Source organism: Microbacterium sp. A20, from assembly GCF_004794515.1.
In the GTDB taxonomy this organism is placed as follows: Bacteria; Actinomycetota; Actinomycetes; order Actinomycetales; family Microbacteriaceae; genus Microbacterium.
This window is the reverse complement of record NZ_SSDF01000090.1, coordinates 153,919-176,335: the sequence shown is the minus strand read 5'-3', so window position 1 is coordinate 176,335 and position 22,417 is coordinate 153,919. Positions and strand designations below refer to the sequence as shown.

At 69.6% G+C, this 22,417-nt stretch carries 14 protein-coding genes; 5 read left to right on the top strand and 9 right to left on the bottom strand.

From position 1 onward, the window contains the following. Positions 1-147: 147 nt before the first annotated feature. Both DW298_RS16775 and DW298_RS16770 read right to left on the bottom strand, forming a co-directional pair. Entirely contained in the window at positions 148-3,057 is a 2,910-nt protein-coding gene (locus DW298_RS16775) for a UPF0182 family protein (RefSeq protein ID WP_136043598.1), read from the bottom strand. Between the two features lie 75 nt (positions 3,058-3,132). Beyond that, on the bottom strand, positions 3,133-4,224 hold the full coding sequence (locus DW298_RS16770) for a PDZ domain-containing protein (RefSeq protein ID WP_136043597.1): 1,092 nt from the start codon (positions 4,222-4,224) through the stop codon (positions 3,133-3,135). A gap of 117 nt (positions 4,225-4,341) precedes the next feature. On the opposite strand from DW298_RS16770, the gene DW298_RS16765 reads away from it, so the two are divergent. Next, positions 4,342-5,784: a zinc-dependent metalloprotease gene (locus DW298_RS16765; protein ID WP_136043596.1), complete on the top strand. Its 1,443-nt coding sequence runs from the start codon at positions 4,342-4,344 to the stop codon at positions 5,782-5,784. Between the two features lie 832 nt (positions 5,785-6,616). Here DW298_RS16765 and DW298_RS16760 read toward each other — a convergent pair. Together DW298_RS16760 and nudC are read right to left on the bottom strand one after the other, a co-directional pair. Beyond that, entirely contained in the window at positions 6,617-8,338 is a 1,722-nt protein-coding gene (locus DW298_RS16760; RefSeq protein ID WP_136043595.1) for an ATP-dependent helicase, read from the bottom strand. After that, a complete protein-coding gene (gene nudC / locus DW298_RS16755; protein ID WP_136043594.1) occupies positions 8,335-9,216 on the bottom strand; it encodes an NAD(+) diphosphatase in 882 nt (293 codons plus the stop codon). The genes DW298_RS16760 and nudC overlap by 4 nt, the downstream gene beginning before the upstream one ends. A 64-nt stretch (positions 9,217-9,280) precedes the next feature. Here nudC and DW298_RS16750 point away from each other — a divergent pair, with 64 nt between their 5' ends. Continuing rightward, positions 9,281-10,654 (top strand): hypothetical protein, encoded by a 1,374-nt coding sequence (locus DW298_RS16750; protein ID WP_240745169.1) that lies wholly within the window; start codon positions 9,281-9,283, stop codon positions 10,652-10,654. On the opposite strand, the gene DW298_RS16745 is transcribed toward DW298_RS16750, so the two are convergent. Next, a complete protein-coding gene (locus tag DW298_RS16745; RefSeq protein WP_240745168.1) occupies positions 10,600-14,145 on the bottom strand; it encodes an ATP-dependent DNA helicase in 3,546 nt (1,181 codons plus the stop codon). The two genes, DW298_RS16750 and DW298_RS16745, sit on opposite strands and share 55 nt — an antisense overlap. Then, positions 14,109-17,330 carry an ATP-dependent DNA helicase gene (locus tag DW298_RS16740; RefSeq protein ID WP_136043593.1) on the bottom strand — a complete coding sequence of 1,074 codons (3,222 nt, stop codon included), beginning with the start codon at positions 17,328-17,330 and terminating at the stop codon, positions 14,109-14,111. Before DW298_RS16740 ends, DW298_RS16745 begins: the two co-directional genes overlap by 37 nt. 139 nt (positions 17,331-17,469) lie before the next feature. Between DW298_RS16740 and DW298_RS16735 the strand changes: the two genes are divergently transcribed. Beyond that, positions 17,470-17,694 carry a DUF3107 domain-containing protein gene (locus DW298_RS16735; RefSeq protein ID WP_136043592.1) on the top strand — a complete coding sequence of 75 codons (225 nt, stop codon included), beginning with the start codon at positions 17,470-17,472 and terminating at the stop codon, positions 17,692-17,694. A gap of 7 nt (positions 17,695-17,701) precedes the next feature. Continuing rightward, positions 17,702-17,989, top strand: a complete 288-nt coding sequence (locus tag DW298_RS16730) for a hypothetical protein (RefSeq protein WP_136043591.1) — start codon at positions 17,702-17,704, stop codon at positions 17,987-17,989. 22 nt (positions 17,990-18,011) lie between these two features. Here the strand turns inward: DW298_RS16730 and DW298_RS16725 are convergent, their stop codons facing one another. Then, the gene (locus DW298_RS16725; RefSeq protein WP_136043590.1) at positions 18,012-18,725 is read right to left on the bottom strand and encodes a ferritin-like fold-containing protein; all 714 of its coding nucleotides are present in this window, start codon (positions 18,723-18,725) and stop codon (positions 18,012-18,014) included. A 196-nt stretch (positions 18,726-18,921) separates the two neighbouring features. Here DW298_RS16725 and DW298_RS16720 point away from each other — a divergent pair, with 196 nt between their 5' ends. After that, positions 18,922-20,442, top strand: coding sequence for a DEAD/DEAH box helicase (locus tag DW298_RS16720; protein ID WP_136043589.1), 1,521 nt, complete (start codon positions 18,922-18,924; stop codon positions 20,440-20,442). 77 nt (positions 20,443-20,519) lie between these two features. On the opposite strand, the gene DW298_RS16715 is transcribed toward DW298_RS16720, so the two are convergent. Continuing rightward, entirely contained in the window at positions 20,520-21,407 is an 888-nt protein-coding gene (locus DW298_RS16715) for a DUF817 domain-containing protein (RefSeq protein WP_136043588.1), read from the bottom strand. Positions 21,408-21,470: 63 nt separating this feature from the next. Next, positions 21,471-22,343 (bottom strand): PHP domain-containing protein, encoded by an 873-nt coding sequence (locus tag DW298_RS16710; protein ID WP_136043587.1) that lies wholly within the window; start codon positions 22,341-22,343, stop codon positions 21,471-21,473. Between the last annotated feature and the right edge of the window lie 74 nt (positions 22,344-22,417).

Sequence of the window (22,417 nt, the reverse complement as noted above, 5' to 3'; positions counted from 1 at the left end):
GACTCGGAGAAATCCAGGTCAGAGGGCCTTTCGCTTTTCCCTGACGAGGTCGACTTCCCCGATGAGTTCGTCGATCCACGTCGGCCGGAGACGAGAATGGGCGCCCCCGAGGGGGCGCCCATTCTGTTCACCGTAGCGAAGGGGTGGTCACTCCCCCGCTGCGGACTCCAACTGCAGTAGCCTCTCGACCGCCGCGGTGAGTCGTTCGTCGGCCTCGGCGAACTTGGCGAGGTCACCGGCCTTCAGTGCCGCTTCACGGTCGATCAGGGCCTCCTGCGCGGAGGCCAGGGCCTCGGCCTCGGCGTTCGTCGGCTGCGTGGGCTCTGTCGGCGTCTCTCCGGTCTCCGGATCCTCAGTTCCGGGTTCGGTGGGTTCGACCTCGTCGTCACCACCGGTCGCACCGGAGTCGCCTCCGAAGAGGGTGTCCAACGCCTCGGTGAGAGTGTTCTCGAACGCGACACGGTCACCGAAGGCGACGAGCACCTTCTGCAGACGCGGCAGCTGCGTGCCCTCGGACGACTGCACGTACACGGGCTGCACGTACAGCAGACCGCCACCGACGGGTAGCGTCAGCAGGTTGCCGTAGATCACCTCGGACTCACCCTGCTGCAGCAGGTTGAGCTGCGGCACGACAGCCGTATCCGAGTTGTAGGTGTTCTGCACCTGGCCGGGTCCGGGCACCGTCGTATCGGTGTCGATCTCGAGCATGCGCAGCTGGCCGTAGCCCTCTGCCTTCTTGCCCTTCTCTGAGCCGGCATCCGAATCCACCGCGAGGTAGCCCATCAGCACGTCACGGCTTCCGCCTGCACCCTGCGAGTTCGGGATGAACGTCGAGAACATCGAGAACCGTGGCGAATCCTGGCCGGGCATCTGCATGGTCAGGTAGTACGGCGGCTGCAGCATCGACTCACTGCGCGGGTCGTTCGGCGTCTGCCAGCGGTTGTCCTGCTGAGCGAAGGAGCCTGCCTTGTCGACGTGGTAGACGCCGAGCACATCGCGCTGCACCTTGAACAGGTCGGTCGGGTAGCGCACGTGGCTCATGAGCTCGCCCGACATGTCGCTGATCGGCTTCAGGGTCGACGGGTAGATCTTCTGCCAGGTCTTGAGCACCGGGTCTTCGTCGTCCCACGCGTACAGCGTCACGGAGCCGTCGTAGGCGTCGACCGTGGCCTTGACCGAGTTGCGGATGTAGTTGATGTCGTCGATGGCGATTGTCGGCGACGGGACGTTGGAGTCCGCGATCGCGTCGGACAGGCTGACGCTTGTCGAGTACGGGTAGGTCGAGCTGGTCGTGTAACCGTCGACGATCCACACGATCCGGCCGTCCACCACGCTCGGGTACGGGTCGCTGTCGAGCTCGAGGTACGGAGCGACCTTCTGCACGCGCGTCTTGGGATCGCGGTCGTACAGGATCTGCGAGTCCTCGTTCACCAGGTTGGAGAACAGGATCTGCTCCGACTGGAACTTCAGCGCGTAGAGCAGCTTCGTGAACGTGTCGCCGATCTTCGGACCGCCGCTGCCCTCGAACGTGGTCTTCGTCTCGCTCGAGCCGTCCTTGCCACGCGGGTAGTCGATCTCCGCCGGCTCGGCGCCCTCGGGAGCACCCACGATCGAGTACTCGGGCGAGTTCTCACCGAAGTAGACCCGCGGCTCGAAGTTCTCGCGGTCGGAGAGGAACCCGGAGGTGGGGATGCCGCGCTCGAGGAACACGGGCTCGCCGTCGGTGGTGCGCTGGTTGCCCGCGGCCGCCACGAGGCCGTAGCCGTGGGTGTAGACCGCGACGCGGTTGTTCCAGTTGTCTCCGTCGCCGAGGCCCGACATGTCGAGGTCGCGCACGGACACCACGGTGTCCTGCATCTTCCCGTCGATCTCGTACCGGTCGACGTCCATCGTCTTCTGGAACTGGTAGTACCCGCGGTACTGCTCGAGCTGGCGGACCGTCGGCGGGATGACCTTCGGGTCCATGATGCGAGTGGACGCCGTGGTCTCCGCGTCGGCGCGCAGCTGGCCGGCCTCGGCATCGGTCTTCGCGGCGAACGGCGTCGTCTCGAGGTTCGCGACCCCGTACGCCTCCTTCGTGCCGTCGATGTTCCGCTGGTAGTACTCGGCCTGGTAGGCGTTCTGGTTCGGCTTCACCTGGAAGGTGGTGACCACCCAGGGGTAGCCGACGCCCACGACCAGTGCGGCGACGATCAGCAGCGCCGTGGCTGCGAGCGGGAAGCGCCAGCGACCGATGACCGCGGTGACGAAGAAGAGGATCGCCACGACGGCGGCGATGATCGCGAGGATCGCGAGACCCGGGATCGTCGCGTTCACACCCGTGTACGCGGCACCGGTGATGCGGTCGTCGGGCTCGACGAGGGTCTTGTACTGGTCGAGCCACAGGCTGGCCGCCTGCACGAGCAGGTACAGACCCGCGATGACCGCGAGCTGGATGCGCGCGGGCTTGGAGATGCGGAGCTCACCCTGGCCGATGCGCACCGAGCCGTAGAGGTACGACACGAGGGCCGTGACCAGCAGCGCCAGCAGGAGGACGGCCGACACGAACGCGAGCAGGATCGAGTAGAACGGCATCGCGAACATGTAGAAGCCGGTGTCGATGCCGAACTGCGGGTCGACACTCGAGGTGGCGACGCCGTTGGCCCAGAGCCACACGGTCTTCCACTGCCCCGCGGCGGCGAATCCGGCGAACAGGCCGAAGAAGATCGGCATTCCCCACATCGCGAGGCGGCGCAGGGGCTCGATGACCTCCTGGTACCGATCCAGCTGCGAGCTGAGCCGCACGTATACCGGGCGCAGCCGGTACGCGAGCTGGATGGCGACGAACAGCGGGACGGCCATCCCGAGGAAACCGACGACGAACATCACCGCCGTGGCGATCCACTGCGTCGTGAGAACGCCGGTGAAGCCCACCTGGTCGAACCAGAGGAATTCGGTGTACAGGGAGGCGAACACGAAGAACACCGCGATCAGGGCGGCGATGATCACCAGGGAGATGCCGAGAATACGTCGGGACGTTCGAGGCGTGGCCGGATTCGGAGCTGAGGGTGAGGTCACCCTTCCATCCTAGGCATCGCTCACTGTGCGCAGGCTGTCATCCCGATCACGGCGAGGTCACGGCCGCTCCGCGGATCAGCGGGCGGCGGATTCGCAGGTGGGCAGCGAGGCGACGTCGCCGTCGTCGGCGATGACTTCGAGCGCGTCGAGCGACTCGTCGAGCGTTCCCGTGCGGATCACCTGCAGCCCGTCGGGGACATGCCCGACGACCTCGTCGCAGTTGGCCTCCGGGGCGAGGAAGTACTCGGCTCCGGCGTCACGCGCGCCGTACAGCTTCTGTCGTATCCCGCCGATCGGCCCGACCGTGCCGGCGGCGTCGATCGTGCCGGTGCCGGCCACGTTCTCCCCTCCGTTGAGCTCGCCCTCGGTGAGGGTGTCGATGATGCCGAGCGCGAACATCATCCCGGCGCTCGGGCCGCCGACGTTGTCGAGCTGGATCGTCACATCGATCTCGAAGTCGTAGTCGGTGCGGAGCGTGACGCCGATGAGCCAGGTCGTCACCCCGCCCTCGGTGTGCTCTTCGGGCGTCACTTCGACGGTCTGCTCCTCGCCGTCGCGGCGCACCGTCAGGGTCACCGGGTCGCCCGCGGCCTCCTGGATAGCGGCGCGAAGCTCGGTCGCCGACTCGACCGCCGTGCCGTCGATCGCCGTGATCACGTCATCGGCTTCCAATGCGCCGTCGGCCGGTGAGTCCGCGACCGCCTCCACGACCACGACTTCTGCGCCCGTGTCGTAGCCGAGTTCGTTCAGGGCGGCCGCCGTCGCCTCGTGCTGCGAGTCGACCATCAGCGTGGCGTTGCGCTCATCGCGCTGCTCGGTCGTGACGCCCTCAGGGAACACCGAGTCCAGCGGCACGACCGCGCGCGACGAGTCCATCCAGGCCAGTGCCAGCTCGAACCAGCTCGGGGTGCGCTCGCGGTTGCCGACGACCTGCACGGTGGTGAGGTCGAGCGTGCCCGCGGTCTCGAAGGTCTCAGCGCCTTCGACCTTGATCAGGGGAACCTCATCGCCGTCCTTGTCCGTCGCGGTGCCGAGGGTGTCGTAGACCGGACCCGGCCGCTGGATCACATACGGCGAAGGCAGGAAGGTCAGCACGACCAGGGCGACGAGTGCGACGATCAGCGCCCAGACTCCGAGTCCGAGCTTTCCAGACCGCGTTCGATCCACTGCATTCCTCCGTCGTTCGCGGGCGGCGTACACCGATCTGCCCGCATCGGGTTCGCGCGCAGAAACCTGTGACTAGCGTAGAGGCCACGGCTTCAGACCTGCTGAGAGGCGAGCGACATGGCAGACAACGACCCCACCCCCGAGGACTTCCAGGAGTTCCTGCGAAGGATGCTCGCGAATCAGGGCGGCGGTGACATCGACCCCGAGGCGCTTCGAGGCGCCTTCGAAGGCATGGACGGCTTCACCCTCGACCCCGCGATGATGCAGACGATCATGTCGCAGCTCCAGGGCGCCTTCGGCGGCGACCCGTGGGAGAACGCCCTGCGGCAGGCGCTGTTCATCGCCAACCGCGACGGCCAGGGCATCACCGACGGCTCCCGCACCTCGCTCGCTGATTCCTTCGCCCTCGCGAACCTGTGGCTCGGCGAGGCCACCACGATCTCCGAGCTCGCCGAGACGCCCACCGCGATGACCCGCGGGGAATGGGTCGAGAAGACGCTGCCGGTGTGGAAGGAGATCGCCGATCCGGTGTCGACCAGCATCGCCGACGCGCTCACCTCCGCGCTCGATACGCAGGTCCCCGAGGAGATGCGCGATGTCGTCCAAGGCGCGGGCAAGCTCATGCGCGGCCTCGGCGGCTCGGTGTTCGCCGCTCAATTCGGCCAGGTGCTCGGCAACCTGTCGCTCGAGGTGGTCTCCGGCGGCGACGTCGGGATCCCCGTGCTGCCCGCAGGCACAGCCGCCGTCATCCCGCAGAACCTCACGGCGTTCGGCGAGGGCCTCGAGATCCCGGAAGACCAGATCGCGCTCTATCTCGCCACCCGAGAGCTCGCCTACGCCCGGCTCTACCGGCACGCGAAGTGGCTGCACCTGCACGTGATGGCGCAGATCACGGACTTCGCCCGCGGTGTGACCGTCGACGTGGACGCGCTCGAAGACGTCGCGAGCCGGCTGGACCCCTCGAACCCTGAGGAGCTGCGTGCGGCCATCGAGGGGGGCGCGCTCCTACCCGTGCAGAGCGAAGCGCAGCGCGAGGCCCTGACCCGACTCGAGAACCTCATCGCGACGATCGACGGCTGGGTCGACGTGGTGACCGCACAGGCGACCTCGCGCCTCCCCGACGGCGCGCGGATCGCAGAGGCCGCCCGTCGACGCCGGGCGGTCGGCGGTCCCGCCGAGGACGCGCTCGGTGCGCTGGTCGGGCTCAAGCTGCGGCCGCGGCGAATGCGCGAAGCATCTGCGATGTGGCAGGCGGTGACCGATGCCGTGGGCATCAGCGCCCGCGACTCGCTCTGGGACTACCCCGACCTGATGCCGACGGCCGAGGACATCGACGATCCGAGCGCACTCGTCGCCCGCCTGCAGGCCGTGGAGCGCGGCGAACAGCCCGTCGCGGACGAGTTCGACGAGGCGCTCGCCCGGTTGCTCGACGGCGACGACTTCTCGGAAGAGACGCCGGCCGAGGGAGCCGACGGTGGGAGCGGGGCCGACGATGGGACCGAAGCCGACGGTGGGACCGCGGACGACGGTGGCGCCCCGGAAGGCGACCGCCCCGTCTGAGGATCCGCCGTCAGCCGGAGCGGGAGGAGGTCCACACCTCTCCTCCCCCGTCGGGGGCACGGCCGGCAGTTGTCCACGGATGCTTCGAGAGCACCCCGCAGACTCCGGCGTCCCTCCAGAATCGGAGAGATGCCCCTCACACCGCCGATCCTCACGCGCCTCGATCCGAGTACGCCCCTGCTGTGGCGGGACGAGCGCACACTGCAGCTCGGCGACGTCGACGGACTGCGCATCGAGGCGGATGCCGCGTGGGTGGAGCTCCTGCTCAGCCGCCTACGCACGGGTTTCCGCCGGGGATCGTTCGACGTGATCGCACACGCGGCCGGAGCACCGCGCGAGGCGGCCAGAGATCTGCTCGCGCGCCTGGAGCCGGTCCTCGTCGACGAGCCCACCACGCCCCGCCCGGCGTGGGTCGAGAGCATCGGCATCGACGACGGGCGCAGCGAATACCGCATCCGCGAGGCGCTCACCGATGAGGGCGTCTCCCTCGTCGATCCGGGCCGGCGACCGGGCGTGAGCGTCGTGCTCGTGCGAGGTGCGGCGGCGGCACTGCAGTTCGCACGCCACCTCCGCGAAGACACCCCGCATCTGCCCGTCTCCTTCGAGCCGGGCAGAGTGACCGTCGGGCCGCTGGTGATCCCCGGCGAAACCGCCTGCCTCGCGTGCCGAGATGCGCATGCAACCGCCCTCGACCCGGCGTGGCCGCTGCTGCACACGCAGATGATCGGGCGCGACCCCGGCCCGATCCGCGCCGCGCAGGTCGCCGAGGCCGGCCGGCTCGCCGCCGGGCTCCTCGCCGACGACGGCGGCGCTGCGGGTCGCGTCGTGCGTGTCAGCGCGGACGGTTCCCGCGTGTGGCGTTCGGTGACGTTTCACGAAGAATGCCGGTGCCGCGGCCCGTGGTCCCCATCTCAGCGAGGAATCGCGACGGAGCACGCTCGCCCCGTCCCGCCGATCGCGACCAGGACAGCGAGAGCGTTCGCGCGGCCCGCGTGACCCCCACGTAGGCCAGACGCCGCTCTTCATCGATCGACTCGAAGCTCGTCGCGTAGGAGATCGGGAGGGAGCCCTCGGCCCAGCCGGCGAGATGCACATGGGGCCATTCGAGGCCCTTCGCCGCGTGAAGGGTCGAGAGAGTCACCGTGCGCATCGTGGGCTCATGCTGGTCCTTCGCTCGCGCCATCAGCGCGTCGCTGAAGCTGCGGAGGTTCGCGTCAGGCCCTGCCTCCTCGGCCAGCCGCAGGATGGCGCGTCGGGCCTCCCACCCGCCGCGTTGCGCCCCGCCGGCCGCGGGCGGCTCGTCGGTGAGTCCGAGCTCGCGCAGCACTCGCTGCACACCGGGAAGGAAGCCCTGCTCCGTGGGTGCGACCGCCGCCGCACGCAGGGCCAGGATCGCCTGTCGCACCTCCGGCATCGCGAAGAAGCGAGTCCCTCCCAGTACCGTCGTCGCGATGCCCTCCGCGGCGAGCGCCTGCTGCAGCATCGCCGACTGCGCGTGCGCTCGGTAGAGCACTGCGATCTCCGAGGGCGATGCTCCCCCCGCGATCTGCGCGGAGATGGCGGCAGCGATGCCCGCGGCCTCTTCGCCCTCGGTGTCGTATGCGGTGACGGTGGGCGCGTCGGCGGTGAACTGCTCGCGCGCCGGCACGAGCTCCAGCGCTCCGGGACGGCCCTGCATGAGCGCATTGGCGACCGTGAGGATCGGCGGCTGGGATCGGTAGTTGGTCTCGAGCCGTACGACGGTGGCATCGGGGTGACGGCGTTCGAACTCGAGCAGGAACCGCTGCTCCGCGCCGGCGAAGGAGTAGATGGTCTGGCTGGCGTCGCCGACGACGCAGATGTCGTGCCGGTCGCCGAGCCACAGCTCCAGGAGCCTGTTCTGCAGCGGCGAGACGTCTTGGAACTCGTCGACCGTGAAATGACGGTACTGCTCGTGGACGGATGCCGCGACCCGCGGCTCCGCCTCCAGCATGCCCGCGCATGCGAGCAGCACGTCTTCGAAGTCGAGCTGCCGACGGTCGTCCTTCAGTGCTTCGTAGCCGCGCATGAGCTCGACCAGTTGACCGGCGTCGACACCGCTGATCGGTCGCCCGAGCGCGGCGTACTGGTCGATCGACAGCATCGAGACCTTGCGCCACTCGATCTCGGATGCGATGTCGCGAAGGGTGGCCGTGCTCGGGCGGAGCCGGATCGCATCAGCGGCCTGACCGAGCATCCGCACCTTGTTGTCGATGATCGACGGTGCCGGCGAGCCGGCGAGCGTCGGCCAGAAGAAGTTGAGCTGCGCGAGCGCGGTCGCGTGGAAGGTTCGAGCAGCGACCCCATCGACCCCGAGCGCCCGCAGTCGCCCCCGCAGCTCCCCCGCCGCCTTGGCGGTGAAGGTGACCGCCATGACGCGCGAGGGCGAGTAGGCACCGGTGTCGACGCCGTGCGCGATGCGATGCGTGATGACACGTGTCTTCCCGGTACCGGCTCCGGCCAGCACGACGACGGGACCACGAAGGACGGATGCTGCAGCCCGCTGCCGCTCGTCGAGGGCATCGAGTGCGCTCACGCGTGCTCCTCGTACCAGTCGACGATCAGTGCGCGGGCGATCGACGCGTGCCCCGGAAGCCCGACCGGACCGTCCCCGGCGAGCGCGGATCCGATCTCCGCGCGGGTGAACCAGCGCACATCGACGATCTCCTCGCCGTCGGCGAGCGCTGCGGTCTCGTCGTCCACGACCGCGCGGAAACCCACCATGAGCGACCTCGGGAACGGCCAGGCCTGCGACGAGATGTAGCGCAGCGACGACAGGCGTACGCCGGACTCCTCCTCGATCTCGCGGTGGACCGTCGACTCCAGCGACTCTCCCGCCTCGGTGAAGCCGGCGAAGCACGAGTACATGCGGCCGCCCCAGTTCGCGTTGGCGCCGAGCAGCAGACGTTCCCCGTCACGGCTCTCGACAGCGACGATGACGGCCGGGTCGGTGCGCGGGAAGTGCTCTCGTCCGCACACCAGGCAGCGCCGCGACCACCCGGCGTTGCGCAGTTCGGTCCCCCCGCCGCACGTGGGGCAGAACGGTGCATCGCGGAGCCACCCGGCCAGCGCGATGGCACCGGTGAGCAACTCCGATTCCTGCCCGTCGATACGGCCGCCGAGATCGCGCAGCCCGAGCCAGACCTCGTCGGGCGCGGTGTCGAGCGCATCGGTCTCGGGCGGGGCGGCGGCGAGGAGCAGCACGGTGCCGTCGGCGTCGCGTCCGAGGAGAGCCCAGGTCGCCTCGACCACAGTCTGCGGGGGCACCCGGAGGAGCGCCGAATCGACGACTCTGACACGCCCTTCGCGGACGACGATCGCCCGGGTGGCCGGGTCGTCACGGAGGCGGCCGATGACGTCCGACTCATCGCGGAGTTCGGCTGCACGGTCGAGGGACGGGCGCTGAATGGTCATCGACTCCCTCTTTCACGGGCGTGGCGGAGGCGGGACCGCCCCTGAGCCGACCTACCCTGGGGGCATGGGACGCTCTCCTTTCACTCTAGCCGCGGCAGTGACCGCTGCTCTGCCCGGGGCGGAGGTCACGGGCGCCCGCAGCTTGAGCGCGGATGGCGACGCGCGGTTCGACTCGGCGGTGGCCTCGCTCGCCGACGGTCGCGAGCTCGCGATCCGCGTCGCAGACGACGACGAGACCGCGCGTGAGCTCGCTGCCGAGGCGCTCGCACTGCGCGCACTGACCGACGGCGCACGGGCGATGCTTCCGTTCCGCGCACCCGCCTACATCGGGGAGACGCGTCTCGGCGACGCACGCGCCCTTGTCACCGAGCTCCTTCCCGGATTCCAGATCGAGGCCGCCCTGGTGCCGGCCGGGCGTGGCGCCGCGGAATCGATGGGGGCGTCGATCGCCGCCGTGCACGGCCTTCCGACCTCGGTCGTCCGCGGCGCCGGGCTCGCCACTCGCAGCGCCGAGGAGAGCCGTGCGGAGTTGGAACGCCTGATCGACACCGCTGCCGCCACCGGTCGCGTGCCGGCCCGGCTCACGGTCCGCTGGCGCGATGCCGTCGCCGACGACGAGCTGTGGCGTTTCGAATCCACCGTCATCCTGGGCGGCGTCCAGGCGACCTCGTTCCTGTTCGAGGACGACCCCGAGCGCGGCCCCGAAGTGGTCGGACTCGTCGGATGGCACGGACTCTCGGTCGGCGATCCGGCTCTCGACCTCTCGTGGCTTTCGGCAGCCCCGGATGCCGCCGGCGATGTGCACGCGTCGTACGCACGCGCGGTCGACCGCGCCCCGGACGGCGGCCTGGAAGTACGAGCACGCCTGCTGGCCGAGCTCGAGTTCTCCCGGTGGCTGGTCCACGGCGATTCGATGCACCGACCGGACATCGTCGACGATGCGGCCGCCCTGCTCGATGCACTCGCCGAAGGCATCCGCGACGACGACCTGAACATCGTCGATGCCCGCGGGGACGCTGTCGACTCCGCCCTCGACGCGCTCGACCGGGTTCCCCAGGACGCCGCCGCCGAGATCGACACGTCGATGCACACCGACGCGTACAACCCGGAAGAGCTGTGGGCGACCACCCCGGATGAGTCGGACCCCGCGCAGAGCGAGACCGCGCCCCACGACCCCCTGCCCGGAACGGGAGCCGGAACCGACCGTCGGACCAACGAGAGCGCGCACCGGGCCCAGATGCTGAACATCGAGACCGAAGACCTCTCCGGTGTCGCGAGCCTGTTCGCCGGCACCAGCGGAGCCGCCGGAGCGCGCGAGGATTCGCATCCGCTCGCCCCGCGCGCGCACGCCGACGACGACGACGGGGACGATTCCGACGAGGCTCAGCGCGCCGCGCGAGCAGCACTCCAGCGATGGAAGAGTTCTTCCTCCGAATAGACGCGGTCGCCGCGGATGATCAGATCGTCGGCCACGTAGTACAACGCCACGTCGATCTCGTCGAGCGGCACTTCGAAGCGCCGGTGATAGGCCAGGCGGTAGAGCGCGAGCTGCAGCATCCGCTCGTCGCGCTCCTGCGCTGTGCGCGGCGCCCGGCCGGTCTTCCAGTCCACGATCTCGATGCGGTCGCCGCGGTCGGCGCGCCGGTACACCGCGTCGAGCTTGCAGATCACAATGTGAGCCCCTCCGCGCTCGTCCGCCCCGGGCAGGCCGGCCCCGAGCGCGAAGTCGATCTCGATCTCCACGGCGATCGGCTTCAACCCGCCCCATTCGCTGCGCTCGAACGTCTTCTGCAGGGCGTCGAGGTCGGCGGCGTCAGCGGCAGCACCCGATCCTTCTCGCACGAGATCTGACGCGATCTCGTCCTCGTCGATCTCCCAGAGTGCCTCGTCGACCCGGCTACCGACTCCGACGAGTTCGGACCGCTGCTCCACCCAGGCGTGGAACAGGGTGCCGAGGCGCGTCTGCCGATAGGGTCGCTCCGGCATGGGGCGCACGATCGACGACAGCGTTCCCGAGAAATCGGTGACGTAGTCCTTGAACCGCGAAGCGGGCACACGGGTCGGGGCCTCGACATCCGTCCCGCGCTGGCGGGCGGCGCGCTCGGCCAGGAGTCGTTCGAGCTCGATGGTCGGCTGGGACGTCCCGGCACGGATCGCATCCTCGACGGCGGCGGCTGCCGCGGTGACGACGTGCCTCCGGGCTCCCAGCGGATCGAGGGGCCATCGAAGGGTGGAACCGGGGCCGTCGTACGGGTTGTCGTCCGGGTCGACTGGTTCGATCGGCTCGAGGCCGCGCACCTCGATCGCCTCGACGAGGAAGGGGCTCGGTGTGCGCGGAGCCTTCTGCCCGGCCCAGTGCGCACCGCTGAGGAGCAGATCCGTCCGCGCACGGGTGACCGCGACGTAGGCCAGGCGTCGCTCCTCCTGCTGCTGGTAGGCGCGGTAGGCGTCTTTGAACCGCTTGAGTGCGCCCCCGTGTGGATTCGCCTTCGTCGCCCCGCCCGAGAGCGACGCCTGCGCGAGCTTCTGCCGCTTCACGGGATCGGCCTCGCCCCCCATGGCCTCGACGGGGTCCCACTCGAAGCGCGGCAACGCGTCCCGATCCCCGCGCAGCGCGAACGGCACGACGCCGAACCCGAACCACCCGGACGTGTCGGAGACCCTGCTCGGGAGCTCATCGGCCACCAGTCGGACCACCGCGACCGCATCCCACTCCAAACCCTTCGATCCATGGATGGTCAGCAGCTGGACGACACCGGCCTCGGGCGGCTCCGGGCGCGGCATCAGCTCATCCGTGCTCTCGGCCTTGTCGAGCCAGGCGAGCAGGCTGCCGATGCTCCCCCGCTCGTCGGCGGCGAGGAACGCACGAACTTCGTCGGCGAAGGCGCGCAGCTGCGTGGCCGCGATGCGCGCGGGACCTCTCGTCTCGTTCGCGGCGAGCTCGATGTCCAGGCGGAGTTCGAGCTCGATGAGCCGGATCAGCTCGGGGATCGGCTGGGACGAGGCGCGTCGGAGCCGTTCCAGCATCTCCCCCGCTGCTCTGACCCGCGCACGGCCGTCAGGGGTGATCGATTCGAGCAGCCGGTAGTCGTCGCGCACTGCTCGCACCACGTCGACCGCGTCGATGATCGACACCGCCTCGTCCGCGCCGCGGGAAGAGCGCAGCCGTGCACGCACCTCCTCCGGCAGCGGCGCCATCGCGGTGTCGCGCTCCGACAGGGTGCGGCCGAGATCGTAGAGGGCAGCCATGTCGGCGACACCGACGCCGAACCGGGGACCGGTGAGCAGGCGGATCAGCGCGGACCCGGCCGTGGGGTCGTGCACGACGCGAAGGGTCGAGACGACGTCTACCACTTCCGGTGTCGCCAGGAGTCCGCCGAGGCCGAGGATGCGGTGCGGGATGCCTCGTCCGGCGAGCGCAGCCGCGAACGTCTGCATATGCCGCTTGGAGCGGAAGAGGATCGCTCCGGTGTGGGGCGTCTGCGCCTGTCCCGCACCGGCCGCACCGGCCGCACCGGCCGCACCGGCATCGTGCTCCGCCCGCCGGTCGGCGAACCAGTCCGCGACGGCTGCGGCCTCCTCGTCGACCGTGAACGGGAATCGCACGGCGACCGTGCCTTCGCCCGCTCCGGGGCGAGGTTCGAGAGGCGGCACGTCGAGCCCGGGCCGCTGCAACGGTTCGAGCACACGGTTCGCGATGCCGAGGATGCCCCGATCGTTCCGCCAGCTCGTCATGAGGCTGTAGGTCGTCGCTGTTCCCGTGCCCGAGAACGTCTCCGCGAAGGCGTACAGGTTGTCGGCGCTCGCGCCCCGCCAGCCGTAGATGGACTGATGAGGGTCGCCGACCGCCATCACTGCGGAATCACGGAAGAGCTCGGCGAGGAACCGCGTCTGGATCACCGAGGTGTCCTGATACTCGTCGAGGAGCACGACTCGGTGCTGCTCACGGAGCTCCGCGCGGACATCGGGCGCGGACTCGACGATGTCGTAGGCCCCGCTGACCTGATCGGCGAAGTCCAGCACGCCACGGCGTTCCTTCGCGTCGATGTAGTCGCGCACCAGGCGCGCGAGCGTCGGCAGACTGAGCAGGTTGACCGCCGCCTTCTCCACATCGGCGTTGCTGCGATACGGCTCGAAGGCGAGCGCCTGCTCCCGCGCGATCCGTTCGGCCGAATCGAGGTCGACACGATGGTCGAGGGCGTCCCCCGCAAGCCGCTGCACAGCGTCGATGATCGTTCCGAGCGCGTAGTCGATGTTCTCGAGCTCCGGCAGATCGCTGCGGAGCACGACTTCCCGCGCGAGCATCCAGGAGGCTGCCTGACTGAGCATCGCGACGTCGGGATCCCGCCCGATCCGCGCCGCGTGTTCGCGGACGATGCCGTCGGCGAACGCGTTGTACGTCGAGACGCGCGGCCGGACCATGAGGTCTTCCGCCGATCGCGGCGTCGCCGGATCCCACCCGGTGCCGACGCGCGCGGCCAGCTCGTCGAGGACGTGGGTGCGCACGAGCTCGCGCTGGCGGCCCTGCGCCGCCTCGTCGACACGGCGCAGCGCGCCGGTCCGCACGATCTCGGGCAGATGCGGCAGGAGACCACGGCGACCGTACTCGTCGATGACCGCGAGCCGATGACCGATCCGCTCTGCGAGCTCGCCCGCCGCCTTCCGCGTGAACGTCAGGCCGAGGATCTCATCTCTGCGCACGTGTCCGTTCGCGACCAGCCACACCACACGCCCCGACATCGTCTCGGTCTTGCCGCTGCCGGCGCCGGCCACGACCAGGGCCGGCTCCGGTGGGGCCTCGATCACCCGCTGCTGGGCGGCTGTGGGCGACGGCTGGCCGAGGGCGGCGGCGATGTCGGTGGCGGAGATACCCTCGCCGCCGCTCCACCCCGTCACGAGCTCACCGCCGGCACCGTGTGGATGCGACACGGATGCACGCGGCGCTGCGTGTCCGCGCAGTGCGACTCCACCTGCGCGGTGAAGCTCGATGCCGACATGCCGCGCGCCGCATCCGACACCCGCCGGAGGAAGGCGGAGCGCGACTCGTCGCTCAGCGTGTGCTGATGCGCGATGCGATAGTCGCTCTTCGCGAGCGTCTTCGAGACGATCACCAGCCGCGCCCCCGCCAGCGACGTCGGCGGGGCACCCTCGACGAGGCCCTCCTGGACGGCGACCTGATAGGCGGCCAGCTGCGCGTGCTCGGCGACGCCGGAGTCGGATTCCGGATCGTTCTTTCCGGTCTTCAGGTCGACGACGACCACGGGCCCTTCCGTTCCGCCCGCCATCCGCTCCCAACCGCGTCCCCGAGCATGGGAGTGCTCGCCGGCCTCGGGCGGATACGCCTCGACCCGGTCGATGTACCCGTGGATGACCGCCTTGTTCGCCCGGTCTTCCCCGACCGGATGTACCGTCGGCACGGTCGCGACTCCCGCGTCGGGGGCCACGTCGACGGCGAAGCGGAACTCCATCTCGCTGCCGATCACCCGACCGCCCTCGCGGCGCACGTCGCCGAGATAGGTGTGCAGGCGATCCACCAGCACGTCGGCCCGCCGCCGCTCCTTGCGGCCGATCCACTCGGTCTCGAAGTCCAGTTCCGGCCAGTGCTCGGCGACGATCGCGCGCATGCGCTCCAGGTCGCCGTCGGGAACACGCTCCATCGCCTCGTGCACGATCGTGCCGATGCCGGCGGTCGGCGGCATCACCGTGTCGCCGCCGAGCGCGGAGACGACCCAGTTCAGACCGCACTCCTCATAGGACTCCATCTTCGATGGCGAGACCCGTGCGCCGGTGACCGCGAGATCTCGCAGCGGCGCATCGGTCGAGGTCGGGGTCACGCCGTACCACTCGGCTGGATCCGCGCCGGGAACACCCTCCCCGGCCAGCACGGCGAGCTGCCCGGCGGCCTCACGTCTGATCGGCTCCGCATGCGCGGCGGTGAGGGCGCGACGATGCCGGGCGACCAGCCCGCGCAGGGTGAGGGGATGCTCGGCGGACGCGTGCCGTTCGGGCGGTTCCGGGGCGGGCAGGAACCCGAAGAAGGGACTCGGCGTGAGATCGTCGTCGTCGACCGCCGTGATCAGCAGGCGATCACGCGCACGCGAAACCGCCCGGACGAACAGCCGGAGCTCGTCGTGCAGCGCCGCGCGCCGCCGATCCAGCACGCCCGGAGGCTCGGTGCTGATGCTGGTGCGTGACGCGTGGATCGCATCTGCCAGCCGCCAGGTCTGCAGCAGTCCGCCGCGCAGACGAACGTTCGGCCAGATGCCGTCCTGCACCCCCGCGACCACGACCGCGTCGAACTCCGTGCCGAGCGCGGTGGCTGGAGTCAGGAGCGTGACCTTGCCCGGGCGATCAGGAGTCGAAAGCGAGTCCTCGGGGACCTCGCTGTCGAGGATGTCGCGCACGAAAGTATGCGGTTTCTCGTTGGGGGTGCGCTCGACGAACCTCTTCGCGGCGTCGAAGAGGGCGACGAGAGCATCGAGTGCGCGGGCCGTCTCGGCACCGGTCGGCAGCTGCGAGATCTCGCGCCAGGCGACCTGCAGCCGGCGTCCGTCCACGGCGCGGGCCTGATCCCACACCCGCCACAGCAGATCGTGGATCGTCTCACCTTCGGCGGCCGCTCTGGCTGTGGCTTCGATCGTCTCGGCGAAGCGCTCGGCCGTACGCGACTCCGGAGCGTCGATGAGGGTCAGGTGCGCAGGGTTGGCCATGGCCTGTCGCAGCAGCTCTCGTGCGGGCGTCGCGCCGCCCTGCTCGAGCTCGATGTGCCGGAGCCGGGCACGGAGGCGGCGCAGTCCGATCGCGTCCATCCCTCCGAACGGGGTGCGCATGGCCTCTTCGAGCGCGTCGGATGTGCGTTCCTCCGTCGGGGTCAGTGCCAGGCGCACGATGCCGACGATGTCGCGCACGATGCCCTCGCTGCCGAGCGGGCGCTGCACTCCGGCGGCCCGCGTGGGGATCTCGCGGGCCGCGAGCTCGGTCTCCAGCGTGGTCACCTGTCGTGTGTCGTGTGCGACGACAGCCATCCGATCCCAGCGGATCCCCTCCGAGAGATGCCATTCCCGCATCACGCCCGCGATGCGATCGAGCTCCTCGTACGGCGAGGGAGCGACGAATGTCGAGACCCGGGCCTCGATCTCCTCCGACGCCACCGGCACGGGAGCACGCCGGTGCTCCACCCGCCCGGAGACGCCGATCGCCTGCGTGACCGTCCTGGTGAGAGCGGTGAGCGCCGGCTGCTGGCGATGTGCACCGTCGAGCACATGCACCTCCCCGAGCGCGCCTGCGAGCTGGGCGAACAGTTCCGGGCTCGCCCCGCGGAAGGAGCCGGACGAGATGTCGGGGTCCCCGAAGGCCAGGACGGCGATGCCTCGCTCACGCAGGCCCTGGACCATCGCGATACCGCCGCGTGTGAGCTCTTGCGCATCGTCGATCAGCACCACCCGCAGGGGCGCCAGCGGGCCGAGCGTCGCCGCGTCCGCCCCCTGCAGGATCGTGCTCGCCTCACTCAGGAGATCAGCGGCGTCCCGGTGTGCGGATCGCAGTGCATCGAGCACCGTTCGATACTCGACGAGGAACTCCGCCGTCGCGGCCCACACATCGTTGCCCGACGCGCGGAGCTCGTCGGGGTGGACGCCGATCTCGGTGCACTCCGCCAGGAAGGCTCGGAGCTCGGAACGGAATCCCTTCGAGGCGCGAACGGAAGCGCTGAGAGCGTCCGGCCACGGAATACGCCCGTCTTCCGCGTCGCCGGCGAGCAGTTCCGCGATGATGCGGTCCTGATCCGCACCGGTGAGCAGCGCGGGCGGCTCCGCCCCCTGTCGCACCATCGCGCCGCGCACGAGCTGGAAGGCGAAGGACCCGAGGGATCGCGCCAGGGGCCCGGGTGTGGCCTGACCGATGCGCACGCCGATCCGATCTCGCAGCGCCGTAGCCGCCTGGCGACTCGGAGTGAGCGCGAGCACCTCTTCCGGTCGCAGCCCCTGCGCGTCCAGCAGATGCACGACGCGGTCGACGAGGGTACGGGTCTTCCCCGTTCCCGGTGCTCCGATGATGACGCCGGATGCCGACGGCTCCGCGGCGATCACAGCTCGCTGCGCAGCATCCGATGTCATGTCATCCACGCTATCCGGACGCGCGGACATCGGCGTGCGTCCCCGCTGTGCGCTCAGGGCGAAACGGCAGCCGTCGGCCGATCCGGTGCGAGGCGCGCGGGGTAGAGTTGGGCCAGTCCCCGAACTTCAAGGAGCACGCGTGGAAATCCGCATCGGCATCATCAACACCGGCCGTGAACTGAGCTTCGACACCGGCGCGAGCGCGGACGAGGTCCGCACCCAGGTCGCCACGGCGCTGGAGCAGAACGCGACGCACGTGAGCTTCGCCGATGTGAAGGGCAACTCCTACATCGTCCCGACCGCGAACCTCGCCTACATCGAGCTGGGCTCCGAGGAATCGCGCCGCGTCGGCTTCGTCGCCTAATCCGACGATGTACATCCTCCTCGCACTCGTCGGGGCGTGCGCGCTGGGAATCGCGGTGCACTTCCTGATCGCCGACCGCGAGCTGCGCGGGGTCGCCCTCGCACCTGCCATCGCGACCGCCGTGTCGGCGATCCTCTACACGGGCCTGCAGTGGCTGGGCGTCGGCGAGGACAGCATCTGGCTGTGGCTCGCGAGCGTCCTCGGCGCCGCCGCGATCGCCGCTCTCGCGACGTTCGCGATCACGGGGATGCGCAAGCGCTCCGACACCGCCGCCAAGGCGGCACTGGGCATCTGATCGCGAGGATGCGCGTCGGCGTCTACGACGCGAGGCCCATCGCATCCATGCGTCGCGCGTGCGCGCCCATCAGCTCGGTGTACACCGGCTCGATGCGCGCGTCATCGACGTCGAGCAGCTCGGGCCGCAGGGCGGAACGGCAGACGAGGATCGTGTCTCCGACCAGTCGGCGAGCCCACATCGACAGCAGCGAACGCCACTCCTCGTCGCTCTCGATCGTCTCCTGGATGATCGCGACGATCTCATGGCCGGCGTCATCCTCCCGCAGTATCTGCGCGACCCGACGGCCGGTCTCCCCGTAGCTCGAGGCGAGAGCGAGGTAGAAGTCGTCGAGCATGCCGGCCGTGATGTAGACCGCCAGCAGGGTCTCTCGCGGACGCGCGCCGATGGTCTTGCGCCGGAACGCGTCAAGGTGCTCGCGGAACGGCAGCATCACCTGCGTCGGATCCCCGCCGCGCTCGGCGATGACCTCGACGATGCCGCGGTGCTTGGTCAGTGCAGCACCCGCCGCGCGCGACAGCGACTCCTTCTCGGACAGCTCCGGCGTCGCTCGGATGAGTCGGGTGAGCGTCTCGAAATACCCCAGCTGCAGGTAGGCCGCCTGGCCGAGGAAGCGATCGAGTTCGGGGGCGAGTTCGGCGAAGTCGATGCGCGTGGCATCGCCCTGTTCCCCTCGACTGCGCAGGGCGAGGGTACGCCGCGGCGCGTCTTCGCGCTGCCAGAACCACTTAACCACGAGGTCTTCCTCCCGAGTCCGCCACGTCGTTCACAATACCCGCGCCCGGACCTCCTTCCGGGTCTCGACGGCCCCTCGGGTAGGCTGGGCGTGTCCCCGCCGTCGGAGCGGGGCCCCGCGCCTGTGGCACAAGAGACGGCGTGGATCCGTTAACGTGGCGATCCCCCAGGCTCGCCGGACAGGCAATCTGAATAAAGTGACAACTTTCGCCGATCTCGGCATCGACCAGGACATCGTCGACGCACTCGCCGCCAAAGGCATCGTCGACGCGTTCCCCATCCAAGAGCAGACCATTCCCCTCGGCCTTCCCGGCCAGGACATCATCGGTCAGGCCAAGACGGGAACCGGCAAGACCTTCGGCTTCGGCATCCCCGTCGTCCAGCGCCTCGGCAAAGACCCGGAGCACGGCGTCAAGGCCCTCATCGTGGTGCCGACCCGCGAGCTCGCGGTGCAGGTCTACGAAGACATCGACCTGCTCACCAGCAACCGTTCTACCAGCGTCGTCGCCATCTACGGCGGCAAGGCGTACGAGGGGCAGATCGACCAGCTCAAGGCCGGCGCGCAGATCGTCGTCGGAACCCCTGGGCGTCTGATCGACCTCGCGGGCCAGCGGCTGCTCGACCTCTCGAACGCGACCGAGGTCGTGCTCGACGAGGCCGACAAGATGCTCGACCTCGGCTTCCTCGCCGACATCGAGAAGATCTTCCAGAAGGTCCCGGCCGTCCGCCACACGCAGCTGTTCTCGGCGACCATGCCCGGCCCGATCGTGGCACTCGCCCGTCGTTTCATGTCCAACCCGATCCACATCCGGGCGAACGACCCCGATGAGGGCCTCACGCAGGCGAACATCAAGCACCTCGTCTACCGCGCGCACTCGATGGACAAGGACGAGATCATCGCCCGCATCCTGCAGGCCGAGGGCCGCGGCAAGACCGTGATCTTTACCCGCACGAAGCGTGCAGCCCAGCGCCTCGTCGACGAGCTGAGCGACCGCGGCTTCAACGTCGGCGGCGTGCACGGCGACATGGGACAGGATCAGCGCGAACGCTCGATGGCGGCGTTCAAGGCCGGAAAGCGCGACGTCCTGGTCGCGACCGACGTCGCCGCCCGCGGCATCGACGTCGACGATGTCACGCACGTGATCAACCACACGATCCCGGACGAGGACAAGACGTACCTGCACCGCGCGGGCCGCACCGGCCGTGCGGGCAAGACCGGTATCGCGGTCACCTTCGTCGACTGGGAGGACCTGCACAAGTGGGCCCTCATCAACCGCGCCCTCGAGTTCGGTCAGCCGGAGCCGATCGAGACCTACTCGTCGAGCCCGCACCTGTTCGAGGACCTCGACATCCCCCAGGGCACCAAGGGCCGTCTGGTGTCGGCGCCGAAGACGGAGTCGGTCAAGACCGAGCGCACCCGTCGTCCCGAGCGTGCGGCGGATGCCGCGGCTGAAGGCACCGACGAGGGCGGCACGCGCCGTCGCCGCCGTCGCCGCAACAGCACGACCCCGGTCGGATCGACCTTCGCCGAGGGCGCTGCCGAGACGGCTTCCGCGGACGGCCAGTCTGCTCCGGCAGCCGACCGCAACGCCGAGGGCGCCGGCACGCACGACGGTGCGGGCAAGGAGCACCACGACGGCAAGCCGGCCCCGGCACGTCGTCGCCGGCGTCGCCGCGGCGGTTCCGGCGCGGGAGCGGCCCCGGTCGCCGGGGCCTGACAGACCTCAGCACCTCACGAAGGGCGCGAGAAGCGGACGATCGTCTGCATCTCGCGCCCTTCGTCGCGCACGCGTGGTCAGAGCGGCGCCTGAGCGGCTTGCACCCGTTGCAGCAACGCTGCCGGGACCTTCGGCGGATACACCCACGCCACGAGCACGACCGAGATGATCATCAAGAGGAACCACGAGGTCAGCTTGCTCGGCGACACCGGCTGCCAGCCCTCGGCCTGGTCGGGATAAGCCCAGGCGCCCGCCCAGGTGCCGATGTTCTCGGCGAGATAGATGAACACGGCGACGCCGACGAACACCGCCAGAAGAGGAAGTCTGATCGTGCGCCTCCAGATGCGGGCATGCATGACCGTGGGCAGCCACAGCATCACGACGCCGGCCAGCAGCACCCATCGCGCGTCCCACCACCAGTGGTGTGTGAAGAAGTTGGCATAGATCGCCACCGCGAGGATCGCCGTCAACCAACGTCGCGGATACCTCTCGAAGCCGAGATCGAACAGCCGGTAGACGCGCACCATGTATGACCCGACGGCCGCGTACATGAACCCGCTGAACAGCGGCACCCCACCGATGCGCAGGAATCCGTCCGCGGCATAGGCCCACGATCCGACATCGGTCTTGAACAGCTCCATCACGGTGCCGGTGATGTGGAACAGCACGATGACCCAGAGCTCACGACCGCTCTCCAGTCGGAAGGCCAGCATCGCGAGCTGGATGAGCACCGCGGCGATCGTGAGGGCATCGTTGCGGGCGAGCGCCGCATCATCGGGATACCAGAGATGCGCTGCGACGATCACGACGAGCAGCGCCGCTCCGAAGATGCACGCCCATGCCTGTTTGAGCACGAACACCGCGAACTCGATCAGGCCCGCGCGGACGCCGTTCGCCGGGGCACCGAACAGCACGCGGTGCGCGACCGCATCGACCCGCTGCTCCAGAGAAGTCGCTCGCTGCATGCCTCGGAAGGTATCGGTCGCCGTCGACAGCCCGCCGGGAGATGACCGACAGAATGCCGAGGATCAGGGATACCGCGGAGAACTGCCGGTGGCGCGTGCTAGGAGCCGCGCGACCATCTCGTCGGACGTGGTGTTCTCGCCCGGACGGTTCGGCTTGCCGCTGCCGTGGTAGTCGCTGGAGCCCGTGATGATGAGGTCGTGCTCGGCGGCGATCTCGCGCAGCCTCCGCTTGCCCGGCTCGGTGTTCTCGCGATGGTCGATCTCGAAGCCGCCGAGGCCGGCGGCGATCAGCCGCTCGATGAACGGCAGAGGCATCATCCGGTCGCGGCCCGATGTCACGGGGTGCGCGATGACGGCCACTCCCCCGGCCTCGGTGATCAATCGCACGGCAGTGAGGGGGTCCGGCGCGTAATGCGGCTCGTAGTACCCCTCGCGCGGGTGCAGGATGCCGTCGAACGCCTCTGTCCGGTCGCGCACGATGCCGCGGGCGATGAGTGCGTCGGCGATGTGCGGCCGACCCACCGTGGCATCCAGGGTCGTCTGCGCGACGACGTCCTCCCACTCCAGGTCGTAGTCCCGGCCGATGTTCCGAACGATCCGTTCGGCACGGCCGATCCTGTCGCCGCGGATACGATCCGTCTCGGCGCGCAGAGCCTCGTTCTCGGGGTCGAAGAGGTACCCCAGCACGTGCACGCTGCGCCATTCGTGCTTGGCAGAGAGCTCCATGCCGGGAATGAAGGTCATCCCCAGGGCGACCGCCGCATCGCCCGCCTCGGCCCACCCGGTGGAGCGGTCGTGGTCGGTGAGGGCGGCCGTGCGAATTCCGTGCGCGTGGGCCTGCCGCATCACCTCGGCCGGGGACTCCGTACCGTCGGATTGGTTCGAGTGCAGGTGCAGGTCGGCGGGACCGGCGAACCCGGCGGACGGAGTGGCCATCCTCCGAGCGTACCGAGCGTCACCCGTACCGGGCGCGGAGGCGCACGGACGGGATGTCGGGGCAGGGACTTCAC

What these genes read in the sequence shown, in the direction of transcription:
- DW298_RS16750 (WP_240745169.1), top strand. Translation starts at nt 9,281, where the DNA reads ATGGGACGCTCTCCTTTCACTCTAGCCGCGGCAGTGACCGCTGCTCTG.
- nudC (WP_136043594.1), bottom strand. Translation starts at nt 9,216, where the DNA reads ATGACCATTCAGCGCCCGTCCCTCGACCGTGCAGCCGAACTCCGCGAT.
- DW298_RS16730 (WP_136043591.1), top strand. Translation starts at nt 17,702, where the DNA reads ATGTACATCCTCCTCGCACTCGTCGGGGCGTGCGCGCTGGGAATCGCG.
- DW298_RS16715 (WP_136043588.1), bottom strand. Translation starts at nt 21,407, where the DNA reads ATGCAGCGAGCGACTTCTCTGGAGCAGCGGGTCGATGCGGTCGCGCAC.
- DW298_RS16710 (WP_136043587.1), bottom strand. Translation starts at nt 22,343, where the DNA reads ATGGCCACTCCGTCCGCCGGGTTCGCCGGTCCCGCCGACCTGCACCTG.
- DW298_RS16740 (WP_136043593.1), bottom strand. Translation starts at nt 17,330, where the DNA reads ATGACATCGGATGCTGCGCAGCGAGCTGTGATCGCCGCGGAGCCGTCG.
- DW298_RS16765 (WP_136043596.1), top strand. Translation starts at nt 4,342, where the DNA reads ATGGCAGACAACGACCCCACCCCCGAGGACTTCCAGGAGTTCCTGCGA.